This is a genomic window from Spirosoma arcticum (genome assembly GCF_054779955.1).
Window position 1 is genome coordinate 392310 of sequence record NZ_BAAGXG010000004.1, and the last position, 17549, is coordinate 409858.

General features: G+C 51.2%; 13 protein-coding genes. 9 read left to right on the plus strand and 4 right to left on the minus strand.

Annotated elements, in window-relative coordinates; all coding sequences use genetic code 11:
* Positions 1-92 precede the first annotated feature (92 nt).
* The 3 genes from ACYVHB_RS11430 (at position 93) to ACYVHB_RS11440 (ending at position 3653) form a co-directional block, all read left to right on the plus strand.
* Positions 93-1703 carry a serine hydrolase domain-containing protein gene (locus ACYVHB_RS11430; RefSeq protein WP_461051857.1) on the plus strand — a complete coding sequence of 537 codons (1611 nt, stop codon included), beginning with the start codon at positions 93-95 and terminating at the stop codon, positions 1701-1703.
* A gap of 205 nt (positions 1704-1908) precedes the next feature.
* On the plus strand, positions 1909-3012 hold the full coding sequence (locus ACYVHB_RS11435; protein ID WP_461051858.1) for a DUF262 domain-containing protein: 1104 nt from the start codon (positions 1909-1911) through the stop codon (positions 3010-3012).
* On the plus strand, positions 3009-3653 hold the full coding sequence (locus tag ACYVHB_RS11440) for an MAE_28990/MAE_18760 family HEPN-like nuclease (protein ID WP_461051859.1): 645 nt from the start codon (positions 3009-3011) through the stop codon (positions 3651-3653). Before ACYVHB_RS11435 ends, ACYVHB_RS11440 begins: the two co-directional genes overlap by 4 nt.
* A gap of 207 nt (positions 3654-3860) precedes the next feature.
* Here the strand turns inward: ACYVHB_RS11440 and ACYVHB_RS11445 are convergent, their stop codons facing one another.
* Positions 3861-4970 carry a Fic family protein gene (locus ACYVHB_RS11445; RefSeq protein ID WP_461051860.1) on the minus strand — a complete coding sequence of 370 codons (1110 nt, stop codon included), beginning with the start codon at positions 4968-4970 and terminating at the stop codon, positions 3861-3863.
* Between the two features lie 359 nt (positions 4971-5329).
* On the opposite strand from ACYVHB_RS11445, the gene ACYVHB_RS11450 reads away from it, so the two are divergent.
* Positions 5330-8563: a PQQ-dependent sugar dehydrogenase gene (locus tag ACYVHB_RS11450; RefSeq protein WP_461051861.1), complete on the plus strand. Its 3234-nt coding sequence runs from the start codon at positions 5330-5332 to the stop codon at positions 8561-8563.
* Positions 8564-8605: 42 nt separating this feature from the next.
* On the opposite strand, the gene ACYVHB_RS11455 is transcribed toward ACYVHB_RS11450, so the two are convergent.
* Positions 8606-9268 (minus strand): Rossmann-fold NAD(P)-binding domain-containing protein, encoded by a 663-nt coding sequence (locus ACYVHB_RS11455; protein WP_461051862.1) that lies wholly within the window; start codon positions 9266-9268, stop codon positions 8606-8608.
* 234 nt (positions 9269-9502) lie between these two features.
* On the opposite strand from ACYVHB_RS11455, the gene ACYVHB_RS11460 reads away from it, so the two are divergent.
* Positions 9503-10864, plus strand: a complete 1362-nt coding sequence (locus ACYVHB_RS11460; RefSeq protein WP_461051863.1) for an amidohydrolase family protein — start codon at positions 9503-9505, stop codon at positions 10862-10864.
* A 55-nt stretch (positions 10865-10919) separates the two neighbouring features.
* Here the strand turns inward: ACYVHB_RS11460 and ACYVHB_RS11465 are convergent, their stop codons facing one another.
* The gene (locus ACYVHB_RS11465) at positions 10920-11399 is read right to left on the minus strand and encodes a hypothetical protein (protein WP_461051864.1); all 480 of its coding nucleotides are present in this window, start codon (positions 11397-11399) and stop codon (positions 10920-10922) included.
* A 319-nt stretch (positions 11400-11718) separates the two neighbouring features.
* Here ACYVHB_RS11465 and ACYVHB_RS11470 point away from each other — a divergent pair, with 319 nt between their 5' ends.
* Together ACYVHB_RS11470 and ACYVHB_RS11475 are read left to right on the plus strand one after the other, a co-directional pair.
* A complete protein-coding gene (locus tag ACYVHB_RS11470; RefSeq protein ID WP_461051865.1) occupies positions 11719-12795 on the plus strand; it encodes a DUF4097 family beta strand repeat-containing protein in 1077 nt (358 codons plus the stop codon).
* A gap of 97 nt (positions 12796-12892) precedes the next feature.
* On the plus strand, positions 12893-13231 hold the full coding sequence (locus ACYVHB_RS11475) for a hypothetical protein (RefSeq protein WP_461051866.1): 339 nt from the start codon (positions 12893-12895) through the stop codon (positions 13229-13231).
* Here the strand turns inward: ACYVHB_RS11475 and ACYVHB_RS11480 are convergent.
* On the minus strand, positions 13191-13694 hold the full coding sequence (locus tag ACYVHB_RS11480; RefSeq protein WP_461051867.1) for a biopolymer transporter ExbD: 504 nt from the start codon (positions 13692-13694) through the stop codon (positions 13191-13193). The two genes, ACYVHB_RS11475 and ACYVHB_RS11480, sit on opposite strands and share 41 nt — an antisense overlap.
* Before the next feature lie 105 nt (positions 13695-13799).
* Between ACYVHB_RS11480 and ACYVHB_RS11485 the strand changes: the two genes are divergently transcribed.
* Positions 13800-14078 (plus strand): hypothetical protein, encoded by a 279-nt coding sequence (locus tag ACYVHB_RS11485; RefSeq protein WP_461051868.1) that lies wholly within the window; start codon positions 13800-13802, stop codon positions 14076-14078.
* A 230-nt stretch (positions 14079-14308) separates the two neighbouring features.
* A complete protein-coding gene (locus ACYVHB_RS11490; RefSeq protein WP_461051869.1) occupies positions 14309-17533 on the plus strand; it encodes an FAD-binding and (Fe-S)-binding domain-containing protein in 3225 nt (1074 codons plus the stop codon).
* The last annotated feature ends 16 nt before the right edge of the window (positions 17534-17549 follow it).

A 17549-nucleotide genomic window follows, 5' to 3' on the forward strand; every position in this document is an offset into this window, starting at 1 on the left:
CGCGAATTTGCGACTGCTTATTCCGCTGGTAGTTCGCAGGTATAAACCGCAGGGTCTATTCTTTTGATTTTGAACCCTAAACCTTACCCAACGTGGTCAATCTCAACCGCCGACTCTTCCTTAAACAACTGGGCTTTGGTGCCGCTGGTCTCACAATAGCCACGACCCTGACCGGCTGGGATGCGCCAGCCCGTTCGACCAAACTGCCGCGTAGTTTACCCCAGGCCCAGGGCGTCGCGTCGGGTGGTTTACTGGATTTTGTGAACACGGTCGAAAAAGCAGACCTGAATCTGCACAGTATGATGGTCGTTCGGCACGGACAGGTCGTAGCCGAGGGCTGGTGGGCACCGTACGCCCCCCAACTCAAGCACACACTGTATTCACTCAGCAAAAGCTTCACCTCAACGGCCGTTGGTATGGCGGTGGCCGAAGGGAAACTGACGGTTGAGGACAAAGTAGTTTCGTTCTTCAAAGCGGATCTGCCCGAAACCGTCAGCGACAATCTGGCGGCTATGCGGGTAAAAGATCTGCTGACCATGTCGACCGGCCATGACAAAGAACCTACCCTCACGATGCGGGCGGAGGGCAACAAAAACTGGATCAAGCTGTTTCTGGCGCATCCCGTTGAGCACAAACCCGGAACGCATTTCGTTTACAACAGTGGCGCAACGTACATGCTCTCCGCCATTGTGCAGAAACTTACCGGCCAACCCGTACTCGCCTACCTGAAACCCCGCCTGTTCGACCCGCTGGGCATTGAGGGCGCTGACTGGGAGGTCGATCCAAACGGCATCAATACCGGCGGTTGGGGACTGCGCGTCCGCACCGAGGATATTGCCAAGTTCGGGCAGTTGTACCTGCAAAAAGGCATCTGGAACGGCAAACGGCTCATTCCAGAATCCTGGATTGCCGATGCTACCCGTAGACAGGTGCAGTCGGTAGGTGGGAAACGCAAAGCCGAAGAGAACGACTGGCTACAAGGATACGGTTACCAATTTTGGCGGTGCCGCCACGACACCTACCGGGGCGACGGAGCTATGGGGCAGTACTGTATTGTGCTTCCTAATGAAGACGCCGTTGTGGCTATTACCTCAGAAACGGCGGATATGCAGGCCATTCTCGATGCCGTCTGGAATCACGTGCTGCCCGCGCTACGGGGGACTGGTCTATCGGCCGACAAAACAGCCGCCGACCCGCTGAAACAAAAATTAAGAACCTTGGCGCTGGCTCCGCCGGTGATAGAATCAACCTCGCCCATTGCCGCCAAGATTAGCGGAAACAAGTATGGTTTCGATGAAAACACGCTGAAGGCAAAATCGGCTTCGCTGACGTTTGGTAAAGATGGCTGCATCTTCAAACTCCGCGACGACCGGGGCGACCATCAGATTACGTGCGGCCTGAACCGCTGGGTCGAAGGTGACACGACGTTCTCGGCCCTGCCCCTAAAATTGACCCAAACGCCCATCCCCGGCGAAACCAAAACGCGCGTAGCGGGCAGCGGCACCTGGCAGGACGCGAACACGTTTGTGATGACATGGCGCTTCATCGAAACCGCCCACTACGATACGGTCACCTGCCGCTTTGGCGATGACAGTATGGCGGTCGCCTTTGAAGGAAGCCGAGCTAAAATCAATAAGACAAAAGACGTGCGACCGGTGCTGGAGGGTAAGTTGCAGGCGGAAACAGTTGGGGCGAAGGGGTAGCTACTATTTGTAGTTACAGTCGAATCAATTTAGGTAAGTTTTATAGATATATCTTTTGAACTAATTCGGAAGAACAATTAGACTTGGTTATGTATGAACGTAAGTTTCTAATATAAATAATTGTTTCTTTTTTTTCCTTTTCCTGTAAAATTTAATATTTTTATTAACCGTAAATCGGAGATTATATCTCTACCACAGCATGTCGTTGCAAGAAGAAATTGATACTAGACGTAAAGAAATACATACTGAATCATATCCAATGTCAATTGGGGAATTGATGTCTTTATACACTGGTGGAGAGATGGATATTCATCCCGAGTTTCAACGATTTTTTAGATGGACGCCAATACAAAAATCTAAGTTAATAGAATCCATTCTTTTGGGAATTCCTATCCCACCAGTTTTTGTCTCGCAAAGAGATAATGGTATTTGGGATGTGATAGATGGTTTGCAAAGGTTATCCACAATTTTTGAGTTCGCAGGGATACTAAGAGACGAGCACGGTAAATTACTGCCAGCGAGTAAATTGTTAGCTACAGAATATTTGCCGATGTTAGAAAATAAGTACTGGCATAATGAGGAAAATGAAGATGATTCGTTTACCCAAGTTCAACGTCTGTTATTTAAAAGGGCTAGATTTGATGTTAGTATTATTCAAAAAGAAAGTGATCCTGACACTAAGTTTGAGTTATTCCAACGTCTGAATACTGGGGGAACAAAATTAGAGGATCAGGAGATTAGAAATTGTATTTTAGTTATGATTAATCCTGATTTCTATAAATGGTTGAAGGGTATAAGCTCTTATCATAGTTTTCAATTATGTCTTCCGCTAACAGATAGAGCAAAGGAAGAACAGTATGATGTTGAATTAGCTTTGAGGTTTTTCGTCTATAAAAATTCTACAGTACAAGAAATAAACACTATAAAAGATATTGGAGATTTCATAACAGTGAAAATGATTCAGTTTGCGAGGCAACAAAACTTTGATCTGAAAATTGAGAGTGACATTTTTAAACAAACATTCGATTTGCTTGCAAAGCAACTTGGAGAAAATGCATTTAAGAAGTATTTTCATGACAAAGACATTTTTTTAGGAGCTTTCTCTATCTCTGCTTTCGAAGTAATTGCTACGGGTATTGGTAAAAACATTCAAAAAGATTCTATAACAAAAGATAATAGTGAGTTGGTAAATAAGATAAAAAACGTGTGGCTCAATAAGGTATTTATTCATCGATCTGGGAGTGGAACCAGAGCAAGTACAAGATTGCCTTATTTTATTCCTCTTGGCGAAGAAATATTTTCTTTATGAAAGTTAGAACTGTTGAAGATCTCAATGATAGAATCGATTCAGATTTTGCTTGGAGAAGGAAAGATCTGACTATAATTCTTTCTCAAGTTGAGAAGGCTAATGGAAAAATTATAGAGACTACTATTAGGAGCGGGTTGTTGATGTTATATGCTCATTGGGAAGGATTTGTTAAAAATTCTGCCGAACTTTATCTAAACTTTGTTAGTAATAGAAAATTAAAAAACTCCGAATTAAGCGAGTCATTTATAGCCCTTATTTTTAAGAAAGAATTAGATATTTGTTTATTAACAAATAAAAATACAGTTCATACTCAAGTTTTGAAGTACATTTTAAATAATGATGAAGAAAGATCAATTATGCCATATAAAGGTATAATTGATACTAAATCAAATCTGAGCTCAGATGTACTAAAGGAACTATTATCAACAATAGGATTAGACTATTTAGGATACGAACTAAAAGCTAATCTGATAGATATCAAGTTGTTGAAGAATAGAAACGAAATCGCTCATGGACAATATTTAGGAATGGAGCAAGCAGAATTTAGAATTATATATGATGAAATTATATCTATCATTATTGATATTAAAAACGCTATTTGTAATGCCGCAATAGAAGGTAGATATAAGCGTATCAAATAAAATAATTAGTTTATTTAATTGTTAAATATAGCAACTTTCAATAAAGTTAAATTTAAAAAATTATAATTAATATAACATGCGAAATTTATGACGTTGGTCAGTACGTAATGGATGTGGCCATTTCCAATGTGTGGATAATATCCGTACATCTATCGTAATACTCGTCTGAAATTATTGGTGAAAACGTGAGTTCTGCTATTCATACTACTAATTTTCACTCAATTCAGCTAATCCATAATTCGTACTCCGTCCGCCTGCCTCCTCCTTCACCAAAACGCCCTGTTCAACCAATTGCTGAATGTCGCGTAAGGCTGTGTCTTGAGAGCATTTGGCAATTTTGGCCCACTTGGAGGTGGTGAGTTTTCCGGTGAAGCCGTCCAGGAGTTTGTTCAGCAGGAGCCGCTGCCGCTCGTTGAGGGTTTTGGTAGCCAGCCATTCCCAATAGCGGGCCTTTCTGAGGACACTGGCCAGGGTTTCCTCTGTCGCGGATAACGCCCGGTCTAAGCAACTCAGAAACCAGTCTAACCAGTCCGTAATGTCCAGATCACCGCGCTGTGTTCGTTCGAGTGCATCGTAATAGGCGTTTCGTTCTATGCGGATTTGCGCCGACATGCTGTAAAAACGTTGAGCACTTCTGTCAGCCCGCGCCAGTTGCATGTCGGCAATCGTCCGGGCAATGCGTCCGTTGCCGTCGTCGAATGGGTGAACCGTGACAAACCAGAGATGAGCAATAGCGGCTTTGATTACCGGATCAACGGGTTCATCACGGTCGAACCAGTCCAGAAACAACTGCATTTCATGGTCGAGGGCTGAAGCATCGGGAGCCTGAAAATGTACCCGTTCTTTTCCCATTGGACCAGATACAACCTGCATCGGTCCCGTCTCGAAAGTGCGCCAGTCAGCGACCGTGATTTTGTACATACCGCTTCGGCCAGTTGGGAACAACGCTCCATGCCAGTTGAACAGGCGGTCTTTAGTTAAGGAAGCTGTAAAGTTTTGAGTTGCATCGAAGAGCACGTCAACAACGCCTTCGACGTTTCGGTCAACCGGCACTAAGCCGAACGTGTCGATGCCCAGTCGCCGGGCAATGGACGAACGAACTTGCTCCGGATTGAGGAATTCACCTTCAATCTCATTGGATTTCAGCACATCAAGGGTCAATGTTTGCAATGTGGCTTCCGACCGAAGCGAGAAGCCAAGCGCGGCCATGTACCCGGTTAATTCCCCCTGTTTGTGACGTAGGCTTGCCAGGGAGTCAATCAGCCTGTTTTTATCCCAATGAAATTCAGGCCACCCTCGCCTTTGATAAATGTACATGACCTATTCACCGCATAGTATGCGGTGAATATAGTGCTTAATCTCCGCATTGCTACGAGTGCGGTAGTCGAATTAGTGCACATGCATAAGCGCTAAGCAGTAAGCAATTGAACAAAAATCACCTTACTATACTCATGGGTGCGTCGGGTAAGTGACACTCAATTTCTATTCGATTAATACTCATTTAGCTAAAAATAATAGTAAAACGTCAACTAAGTAACAATCAGCCATAATTTGCTCTTATGGATAAACAGCCACGACACGCTGTCTCAATCCTTGTTATCAGTTCCATTGTACGGTATAGCGTATAGTAATATAGATATTCCGGGACGTGAATAGGGTAAGAATAGACTCACTCAATGACCATGCGACTCCGTTCGTTTGTAAGCTCCGTTTGCAGCATTCTGCTTGTGTTGGCCTTGATGGGCTGGCACACCCGCAAAGAAGATAAGCTTCTTGTCTTCCTGAAAAACAGCACCAATCAACCGACGGCAAACGTAGCCGCCGGAACGCTGATGGCCCTCGTAAGCCAGAATGGTATCGATGCTGATACGACATCGAACAGCGCCTACATCGCCGAAGATTCGCTGAAAAACTACCGCGCTATCATCTTTCTGCAAACCTCGCCCGACGTGCTGGACACTTGGCAGCAGAACGACGTGGAGCGGTTTGTGCAGTCGGGTGGGGGCATGGGCGTTGTCAATGCCGGTGGCTTCACTACGTATCAATGGCCGTGGTATAACGACATGCTGGCGGGGGGTAATAAACCAGCCGATGCTAACCAACCCGTTTTCTGGACGAAAACGTATGACGGAGGCCCGGTGTTCTATGCCGCTGCCGGAAACATCACCGATCAGACGCTGGCCAAACAGATTCTGGATGGCGTCAAACAGGCGATGGATGGCCCCGCAATGAACTATCGGAATGCGCACACCGCCCGGACGCCCGAAGAAAATCGCTTTACGTCCACTGTGCTCGATTCATACATGGAAGAACCCATCGAAATGGAAGTGATGGACGATGGCCGGGTGTTGTTTGTCGAACGGCGGGGCAATGTCAAACTTTACGACCCGACTGCTAAAGCAACGAAGGTCATTAACAAACTGACCGTTCAACTGACGGGCAACTACGAAGATGGCCTGCTGGGGATGGAACTGGACCCTAACTTCGAGAAGAACCACTTCGTTTACCTGTATTATTCGCCCGTTGGCACCAAACCGGTGCAAAATTTGTCGCGCTTCCTGTTCACCGGCGATAGCCTGCAGATGGCTTCCGAGAAGGTGGTGATGCAGGTACCGGTGCAGCGCGAAACTTGCTGCCACTCGGCGGGCAATGTGTACTTCGGGCCGGATGGCAATCTGTACCTGTCGACGGGTGATAACACCAGCTCCAAAGAGTCGGATGGTTTTTCGCCGTTGGACGAGCGGCCCGGTCGTGCTCCGTTCGACTCGCAAAAATCGTCGGGCAATACCCACGACCTGCGCGGTAAGATATTGCGCATTCACGTCGAGGCCGACGGTACTTACACTATTCCCGACGGAAACCTGTTTGCTAAAGATGGATCGCAGGGCCGCCCCGAAATTTATGTAATGGGTGCCCGGAATCCGTACCGGATTTGGGTCGATAAGCGCGGTTTTTTGTATTGGGGTGATGTAGGGCCGGATGGCGGAACCGCCAATGAGCGGGGTCCGAAAAGCCAGGACGAATGGAATCAGGCCCGTAAGCCCGGTAACTACGGCTGGCCTTACTTCGTGGGCGACAATAAAACGTACGCCGATTTCGACTTTGTCTCCAACAAGATTGGGCCACTCTTCGACCCGGCCCAACCCCGAAACGAATCGCCCAACAACACGGGGTCTAAACTGCTGCCACCCGCGCAGAAAGCCATGATCTGGTATCCGTACGACAAGTCAGTCGAGTTTCCGATGCTGGGAACCGGCTCACGGAGCGCCATGGCCGGGCCGTTTTATTACCTCACCGATTATAAAAAGTCAGACGTGAGGTTCCCGAAGTACTTTGACAATAAGATGTTCATTTACGAATGGGCACGAAACTGGATTAAGGTGCTGAGCTTCACCGATGCGGGGGACCTGAAGCAGATCGAATCGTTCATGCCGACTACGTTTATCTCGAAACCAATCGATATGAAATTTGGCCGTGACGGGGCCATGTATGTGCTGGCGTACGGCGCGAATTACTTTGCCCGCAACCCCGATTCGCAATTGCTCCGCATTGAGTACTCGGAAGGGAATCGTCGGCCGGTGGCGAAGATCACCGCGTCAAAAACGGTGGGCGCGGCCCCGCTGACCGCCAAACTCTCGGCCGCATCGTCGTTCGACTATGACCGGGGCGATAAAATTACGTATCAGTGGGAGTCCGGTAACGGCCAGAAATCGAGTGTCCTAAACCCCACGTTCACCTACGTCAAACCCGGTGTTTACCGCCCCAAACTGACGGTAACCGACGCCGAAGGGCAGCGCTCAACAACTGAACTGGAAGTGAAGGTTGGCAATGAAACGCCACAGGTCGACATCGCGCTTCGGGGCAATCGGTCGTTCTACTTCGACAAGACGCCTTTAGCCTACACGGTCAGTGTGCGCGATAAAGAAGATGGCAGTTTGAACAAAGGCATTTTGCCGAAGCAGGTGAAGTTCGCCATCGACTACTTAGCCGAAGGCAAAGATCTGGCGCTGCTAACCTCGAACAGCCAAAACCTTGGCGACGTAGGCGCTAAATACGTTCAGGGAAAAACCCTCTTAGCCAACAGCGACTGCAAATCGTGTCACGCCATGAACGTGAAGTCGATTGGACCATCGTGGATGGACGTCTCGAAACGCTACAGCCCGGCCGGGGAGAGCGCCGTGCCGATGCTGGCGCGAAAAATAATTACGGGCGGCAATGGCAGTTGGGGCAAAAATGTGATGTCGGCGCACCCGCAGCATACCGAAGACGAAACGGCCGAAATGACCCGGTATATTTTCTCCCTGACTGCCGAAGCAACGCAGCGGTTGCCGCTCGTGGGTTCCTACACGCCCGTTCCGCCTGCCAATGCAACAGAGGAAGGCAGCTACGTAATTTCGGCCAGTTATGCGGATAAAGGAAATCCGGTTACCGGTTCGCTGACGGGGCGTAAACTAATTATTCTTCGCAACCCCAAAGTACAGGCCGAATCGTACACACTGTCGGCTAACGTTGACCGCAAACATCAGGATGGCAACAATCAATCGTGGGTGGGCGATATTAAAGATGGCTCGTACATTGGCTTTGCCGATATTGACCTGACGGGTATCGCGAAACTGGAGTTCAATGTTGCCGCTATGGCATCGCGGGGAGGCCGGGTTGAGATTCGGGCGGGTTCACCAACGGGTAGGCTGCTGAGTACCGTCGACGTAGCAACGCCAACCGAAACAAGGGCAGCAATAGCAGGCACAGGAACAACAGGTACGGGCAGAAGAGGACCGCAGTGGCAAATCGTTACCGCTCCGATTGCCGATGCGAGTGGTTCAACGGGTCTGTTCTTCGTGTTTCGCAACGATCAGGTGAAAGATAAAAACCTGATGATTGTCGACTGGATTCAGTTCGCCCGGAACTAACGGGCTGGTTGGCTAACGGGAATGAAGACATTGTCAGGCTGGTCATGCTTTGGCCAGCCTGACAATGTCTTTCACTTCCAAAACCGGCTTCTCATAGCCAATCCTGACCGAATTAATCATCGCCAGTGCCAGTTCCTGCATCGTGGAAAATCCGGCTGGGTACAGCGCACGGCCAATTGGGTAGAGCCAGGAAATGTACTTGTAGTACACCAGCGTATTTTTCAGTCCCTGAGTCGGTTTGATGAAGCCCGGCCTGAACATATACGCACGTTTAAAAGGCAGCCGCATGAGCGCGTTTTCGGTGGCTCCCTTCACGCGTGCCCACATGCTGTTGCCCTGTTCAGTGCTGTCGGTACCCGCCCCGGAAATGTAGCCGAAGATCATGTCGGGATTGAGCTTCGCCAGCGTTTGGGCAGCATGGAGGGTCAGGTCGTAGGTAAGTCGGCGATACTCCGGTTCGTTCATGCCGACGGATGAGACACCTAAGCAAAAAAAGCACGCTTTGTAGCCAATCAACTGATTCTCAATTGGGGTCAGATTGAAAAAGTCGGAATGAATGATCTCGCGCAGTTTCGGATGCGAGACACCACCGGGTTTGCGATTGATAACCAGCACCTGCTCGACGTCGGGATGTTGTAAGCACTGGTGCAACACGCCCTCGCCCACCATGCCAGTGGCACCCGTAATAATTGCTTTGATTTTCATGAATCGCTTGTTCGTATTGAATTGAATAAATTTACCGGATCACCCGGCATTAGTCAGCAGGCCCTCAATAAAGCTTGAAATTCATGTAAATCTTTCAGCCCTCGGAAGATTTACATGAAAAATGCACCGTTTTTGTCTCCCTTACCCCGCATAAACTAACGTAGCCGCTTTTCTGTCCGGGTAAATCACTGAACGCGAAAGCTTATTTTAGCGAATAAAAAACTACTTCATTCCATGCGAAACCTCCTGCTTAGTCTATTCGTCCTTCTGACCTCCTCCGGCTTTGCGCAGGAATTGGTCAGCAATCGTCAGCGCGACATTGTGTTTCGAGGAGTCAACGTGATTCCGATGGATCGGGAGCGGGTTATCGAAAACCAAACGGTTGTCGTTCGCAATGGCAAGATCACCGCAATGGGTAATGCCGCAGCCGTTAAATTTGGGAATGGGGCGCTGGTCGTTGATGCGAAGGGGAAATACCTGACACCCGGCTGGGCCGAAATCCACGCGCACGTGCCGCCCATCGACGATATTGAGCCGATGAAGGACGTGTTGATGCTGTATCTGACAAACGGCATTACCACCATTCGTGGGATGCTCGGCCATCCGAAACACCTCGAACTCCGCAGCAAAATCAACAGCGGTGAGATTTTGGGACCGCATTTCTACGCGACGGGTCCGTCGTTCAATGGTCAGTCGGTGAAAACGGCGGAGCGGGGTGCCGAAATGGTACGGGAGCAGAAGGCCGCCGGGTATGATTACTTAAAACTTCATCCCGGTCTGACCAACCAAACTTTTCCGGCCATTGCCAAAACCGCGCAGGAGGTGGGTATTCCGTTTGTTGGCCACGTTTCGTTCAACGTCGGCGTTTGGCGGGCCATTGACGCTAACTACTCAACCATCGACCATTTAGATGGGTTTATCGAGGCCATCACGCCGAGGAGCGACACGCTGGCCGAGCAGGAAACGGGTCTGTTCGGGGCCTGGATTGCGTACCGGGCTGATGCGTCGCTGATTCCGAAACTCGTCAACGGACTCCGCGAAAAGCGGATTCGGGTTGTGCCGACGCAGGCCCTGGCTGAGCGCTGGCTTTCTTCACTTCCGGCGGAGGAATATACCGACGATCCGGAAATGAAGTACATGAAGCCGCAGGAGGTGCAAAACTGGGTGAAGGCAAAAAACACCTATACCAGCAACCCCAATTTTTCGAAAGAACACGCCGAGAAACTGGTGCAAATTCGCCGAAAGCTGATTTACGAATGTCAGAAGAATGGCGTCGAGTTGTTATTAGGCTCCGATGCTCCCCAGGTATTCAACGTACCGGGTTTCTCGATCCACCACGAAATGAAGTACATGGTCGATGCCGGACTGACGCCCTACGAAACCTTGCGCACGGGAACGGTCAACGTAGCGGCTTACCTGAACAAACCCGATTCGGGCGTCATCAAAACGGGAAATGTGTCGGACTTAGTCTTGCTGAATGGTAATCCACTGAGCGACATCAACCAAACCCGAAACATCGAAGGCGTGATGATCGGCACAAACTATTTGCCGAAGGCCTACATCCAGAAGGAGTTGAAGAAGCTGGAGAAGAACTGAACCGGTTGCCTGGTGTACGTTACGTAACCGTCCAGGCTACGTAACGTACAACTGCTTACTCACCGAAGAACTGCTTCCAGAGACCCTTTGCCTTTTCTTTGGCGGCTTCGATCTGAACGGCGGCTTCGGCTTTCAACTCGTCCATTTTTACCTGGGCTGCTTCGAGCTGCACGGTCGCTTCGGCTTTCAAGTCGTCAAACTTGTCTTCGGCGACGTCGGCGAGTTCATCGGCTTTGGCAGCGGCTGCGGCAAACGTCGTCTCGGCCTGCGCCTGTAAGTTGGTCAGGGTTTCGGCGGTGGCGGCTTTGGTCGCTTCAAACTGCTCCGTTGCCTGGGCCTTCAACCCCTCAATGTCGATGTCCTTGCCAACTTCCTGCGCTTTGGCCACCAGTTGATCTTTTAGTTCGTCGAGTTGAGCTGCGGCCGTGTTCAGGCGTTCGCCCGCTTCGGTTTTAAACATTTCAAATTTTTCGGCGGCCGTGGTTTTGGCGGTCTGTAGTTGCTCACCAGCTGTGGGTTTTGGCGTGTTTTCCATGTGTGTATCTGCGGGATTTTAATATCGGACGAAAATTGGTCAGAAACGCCTGGAATACCAAACGGCCGCGTCTTTAGTCAGGATCTTCGTAAACGGGTAAGTCACTGTCCACTCTCGAACAAATAATGTCCGATGTCGGACACACTTAACCGGTATCTTGACGAGCTTACTGCTGAAAATCAATGCATTACATAATTGGTGCGCTGCTTGATAGGATCCAATTAGTTGCCATGCCACTGGCCTGTCGAGTAAAACTGATTCCTTCGTGCAACCTTCTGGCGGGCAACGTCATCATTGTCACATAAACAAATCAATTGCTATGAAACGCTACCAGTTTCTACTGACCCTATTGAGCGCGGGCGCACTCTCGCTGACGACACTTACGGGCACTACGTTTGCCCAACGGAACGACCGTGATGACCGTAGTCCTTATCAAACGAAAACCTTTTCGGGCAGCATCAACGCAGTGCGGGCCGAAACCTCGGGCGGTAGCCTGACCGTAGAAGGGGGTACCGACCGCAACGCCAAAGTCGAGATGTTTGTCCGGGCAAACAATGGAAATGATAACCTCGACAAGGGGGAGATCGAAGAGCGTCTCCGAGACTATGATATCAGTATAGACCAGGAAGGCAGCACGATTGTGGCGACCGCCAAACGCCGGGGAAACGGAAATAACAACGATTGGAAGCGGTCGCTCAGCATTAGCTTCAAATTTTACACTCCCCGCGCCGTGGCTACTGACCTGCGCACGTCGGGCGGCAGCATCAACCTGAGCCAGCTATCGGGTAGACAGCGGTTTCGCACCAGCGGAGGAAGCCTGAACGTGACTGACGTGGAGGGCGATATCAACGGACAAACGTCGGGCGGCAGCATTCACCTCGACCGGTGCCGCACCAAAGACCGGATGGACCTCCAAACGTCGGGTGGCAGCATCGAAGCCAGGGCATCGTCGGGCAATATGCGGCTCCACACGTCGGGCGGCAGCATCCGGCTCAACGACCTCAGAGGTGATATCGACGCGCAGACCAGCGGAGGCAGCGTGCAGGGCAGCGACCTGACGGGCGAAATTAAAGCCGGTACGTCGGGTGGGTCGGTACGATTGTCCAACGTGTCGGGCAGCGTGGACGCCAGCACCAGCGCGGGTAGCGTAGATGTAAGCATCGTGAAGTTGGGCGAATACGTCCGGTTGAGCACCAGCGTTGGTAGTGTGCGGGTTGACATGCCGTTAAACAAAGGAATGGACCTGAATCTGAGTGGCAGCCGGGTCAACATACCGTCGTCGCTGTCCAAGTTTGACGGAGACATTGAGAAAAATCGCGTTCGGGGTCGGCTCAACGGCGGGGGTGTTGCGGTCAACATCTCGGCGGGAATGGGTAACGTTTATGTGAACCAGTAAGAGGAAGAGAATGTATACTGGCTAATGCACAATGAATAATGTCGCTCATTAGCCCATTATTCATTGTGCATTAACCAGTATACATTCTCTTCCTCTTATGAACTTTGACCGCCAATTGCTCCTTAACCTCGGCCTGACGGTCGTCAGCAGTATTCTGATTTTGGTTTGCATCAAGATCACGCCGAGTATTCATTTGCCTTACTTCGTGACGCCCGCACTGGCGGCTGGCCTGGGTTTCCTGGAGCCGCGCCGGGGCTGGCTTTTGGCCGTTACGCAGGTCGCCATCATCTGGCTTGGTTACATGCTCATCGCTCCGGCACCGGTCGATCACCGCGACAGTGAGGTTGAAGCCTTTGGTTTGTACGGTTCCATGATCCTGACGTTTGTGGGCAGCTTCATCGGCGGCTTGCTGAAGCGGTCGCTGGACCGGGGGTAGATTTACGTGTGTAAACCCAAAAATCAATCAGATAAGGAAGGTTTCCGCAAATTCGTAATTCATCCAGTACATCCACAAAATTACCAAATGTTGACTCCGGCATTGGATGTATAACAATGGCTAATTCGCCGGGTATCAACGCTTCCTCTCTGTATCTGAGGAGTGCCTGGCGTAATTTGTGTGAACGATTGGCGTTGTCCGTAACAAAATTTGCACAACAAACCGAGCCAACGGAATGATGACTGAACTGCATTTCGTTTTTGTCAAGTAAGAGAATATCCAGTACCTTTTTTGACCGATCCGGCTCAATTCCTTTGCGACAGCCCCTCACCATATTTCCACTCATTACAGTGGGCCGCTGCACCAGTTTCACCCATATGAAGAAGACAATCAACAACAACGCAATGCTGACGAAAGGTGCCATGTCGATACGAATTGGGCGGTAGGTCGGACGAATTTTCATAGCAGGTTCGGTTTTACCTAAGGTGCCTGGATCGGCTCAATTCCATAAAAGCTATATAAAACTGTGGGTGTACAATTCCGTTATCTTTGAGGAAAGTATAAGCCTATGGATTCTATCGTTTTTCATGTCGACGCCGACAAAGTTGGTCCAAACCTCGCCGAAAGCATCCGGGCGTATTTTGGTAGTCGGCCAGTACAGATCATCGTCAAACCCGACGAAATAGCCACTGATGTGACCACCCGTGACGAAGCTGAAGACGACGAAACCGAGGTCCAGAACTACGCGCTTCCTTACGACGATATTGCCCGAATCGCGGCTGCGTTGGAGCGCAACGAACCGGTTGACGTTGCGGCCGAGATGAAGAAGTTTATGGCTGCTGAATAAGCACATTTTGCTGAAATGACTAACCTGCCAGCCCACTACGAGACCTGGTTGAGTTATAGTACCGTATAGACGGCCGCTCACTTTCAACTGCGCTTGGTTGTGTGGGTTCCATTTGTCTTGGCCTGCTGCTCATCAGCAACGACATTTTTCTGGTTCGGGCATACCGGCTGGCGGGGCGCAGCTAAGGCGGTTTCTTCGTATCTTTAGAGCCTGATTCAAGCCTGCCGCCCATGTTCCGACTGCCGCCAAAACTGCCCTTTGCCAACCTGTTGCCCGGTTTTGAGGGTGACCTGTATTTCGATGAATCGCCCGAACACACTGCCCAGCGGGTGCTTTACGCGACGGATGCGTCGGTGTATCAGGAGATGCCCGTCGCTGTAGCTATTCCCCAGTCCGTGGCCGACATTAAGCGGCTGCTGCGGTTTGCCAAACAGTATGGAAAGTCGGGGGTTTCAGTTGGGCTGATTCCCCGTGCGGCCGGTACGTCGCTGGCCGGGCAGGTCGTTGGCAGCGGCATTGTGGTCGATATTTCTAAACACTTCGATCAGATACTCGAAGTCAACGCCGAACAGCGGTGGGTGCGTGTGCAGCCGGGGGTGATCCGCGACGACCTCAACGCGTTTTTAAAACCGCACGGCCTCCTGTTTGGACCCGAAACCAGCACCGCCAGCCGGGCCATGATTGGCGGCATGATTGGCAATAATTCCTGTGGGCTGCATTCCATCATCTGGGGCACCACCCGCGATCACCTGCTCGAAGTCCGGGCCGTGCTCAGCGACGGGGCCGAGGTCAGCTTCGGGTCGCTCACCCGCCCTGAGTTCGACGCCAAGTGCCGGGGTGAAAACGTCGTCAGCCCGCTCGAGCAGCGGCTCTATGTCCAGTTCCGCGACTGGCTCTCTGACGAAGCTACCCAGCAACACATCCTTAATGGATACCCAAAACCGACTGTCACGCGGAGAAACACAGGCTACGCCCTGGATGCGCTGGTGGGGTTCTTCACCCCCTCACCCCCGGCCCCTCTCCCCGTGGGAGAGGGGAGCGTCACATCCGAAGGTTTGCACCCCTCTCCCCGAGGGAGAGGGGCCGGGGGTAGCAGGACCTTCAACTTCGCCCGTCTCATTGCCGGTTCGGAAGGGACATTGTGCTTTATTACCGAAGCCAAACTGAACCTGCTGCCCCTGCCGCCGACCAAAATCGCGCTGGTCTGTGCGCACTTTGCTACCATCCGCCAATCGCTCGAAGCCAATCTGGTGGCACTCGACCACGGTTGCTCGGCGTCGGAATTAGTTGATGATTACATTCTTCAACTGACCAAAACGAATATCGAGCAATCGAAAAATCGTCATTTTGTGGAGGGTGATCCAAAGGCGATTTTGATGGTTGAGTTTTTTGGCGACACCCACGCCGAGGTCTCGGATAAAGCCGACGCCTTTGTGAGTGATCTGCGGACGAAGTCGCTGGGCTACGCCTATCCGACGTTGTTTGACGATGACACCAAGAAGCCGTGGGCGTTGCGCAAGGCCGGGTTGAGCATCATGTATAATATTCCCGGCGACGAAAAACCAGCCAACGTCATCGAGGATACGGCCGTCGACGTGCATGACCTGCCCGATTACATCGAGGAACTCGACCGCATGGCGTGGGACAATCACGGATTGAAACTTGAATATTCGGCCCACGCCGGTGCTGGTGAAATACACGTGCTGCCACTCATTAATTTAAAATCATCGGCGGGGCGGACCACGTTTCGGAATTTGCTGATGGACACGGCTCAATTAGTCAAAAAATATGGTGGATCGCTGTCGGGTGAGCACGGCGACGGGCGGCTGCGGGGCGAGTGCATTGCCTTTATGCTTGGCCCCGAAAACTACCAGCTTTGCAAGGACGTGAAAGCACTCTGGGACCCGCAGAACGTGTTCAATCCCGGTAAAGTGGTCGATACGCCCCCCATGAACGAATCGCTGCGGTCGGAGGCCGACAGGGTCATTGAGCCACCCAAAACGGTATTCGACTTCTCAGCGGTGGGCGGTATTCTCGAAGCGGCCGAAAAATGTTCCGGCTCCGGCGACTGTCGCAAAACCGAAATTTCGGGTGGAACGATGTGTCCCAGTTACATGGCCACCCGGCGCGAACGCGACACGACGCGGGCACGGGCTAACATTCTGCGGCATTTTTACAGCGGCAAAACGGTACCCGGATCAGCCGGTACGCCGGAGCGGGACCGGACCAATCACGAGTATGAGACGGTTAAGGACGTACTGGATCTGTGTTTGTCGTGCAAAGCCTGCGTGTCGGAGTGCCCAAGCAGCGTGGACATGACGCGCATGAAAGCCGAGTTTACGCAGCAACAGTACCGTCAGAACGGCGTACCGTTACGGGCGCGGTTAGTCGGCAATTTTACCCGGCTGATGTCGCTGGCGAGTTTGGTGCCCTGGGCCTACAATGCCATTTATGATACGCCTGCCCTGCGCCGGATTGCCAACCGGGTCGTTGGTTTCCACCCCGACCGGACTATGCCGGAATTGATGAAGACGACGCTGAGAAGCTGGTTTTCAAAGACCAAAAGAGCTATTGCTACGCTTCCCCCCGAAACCTACCGGACCGCCAATTCAGTGCGGAGCAGCCAGGATGCTTCGTCCAGGACGGCTCGTTGGTATGCGCAACAAATCGAGGCTGGTATGGGGGTGCACCACCGGGCTGCCCGCCGGAGTCGGCGGCTACCCGCCGGAATCGTGAACCTTTTCTGCGACGAGTTCACCAATTACAATGACGTTGAAGTAGGGCAAAAAGCCACCCAATTATTGGAGCACTTAGGCTATATGGTCGGCATTCCTTACCACGTGGAAAGTGGCCGGACGTACCTGTCGAAAGGGCTGGTGGAAGACGCCCGGCAACTTGCCATCCGAAATGTAACGCTGCTTAAAGACATCGTTACGGACGAAATGCCCCTGATTGGTCTCGAACCGTCGGCTATTCTAACGTTCCGTGATGAATATCCTGATCTCGTTCCGACCGAACTGAAAGCAGATGCGTTGCGCATTGCCAAAAATACGTTTCTGTTTGAAGAATGGCTGGCCCGTGAAGTCAACGCTAACCGCATCGACCGCGACCTGTTTACCACCTCGGCGCGGCAGGTAATCGTTCATGGGCATTGTCACCAGAAAGCGCTGTCGTCGATGGAGCCGGTCAAAGCGGTACTGTCGCTGCCGCCGAACTACGACGTGCAACTGATTCCGTCGGGGTGCTGCGGCATGGCCGGTTCGTTCGGCTACGAAACGGAACATTACGCCCTCTCGATGCAAATTGGCGAGTTGGTGTTGTTCCCGGCCGTTCGTAAAACAACGGATGAGGTTATCGTTTCGGCCACCGGTACATCGTGTCGTCACCAGATCAAAGACGGCACCGGCCGCTACGCCCAACACCCCGCCGAGATTCTGTTCGACGCGCTCAAGTAACGCTGATAATATGTCG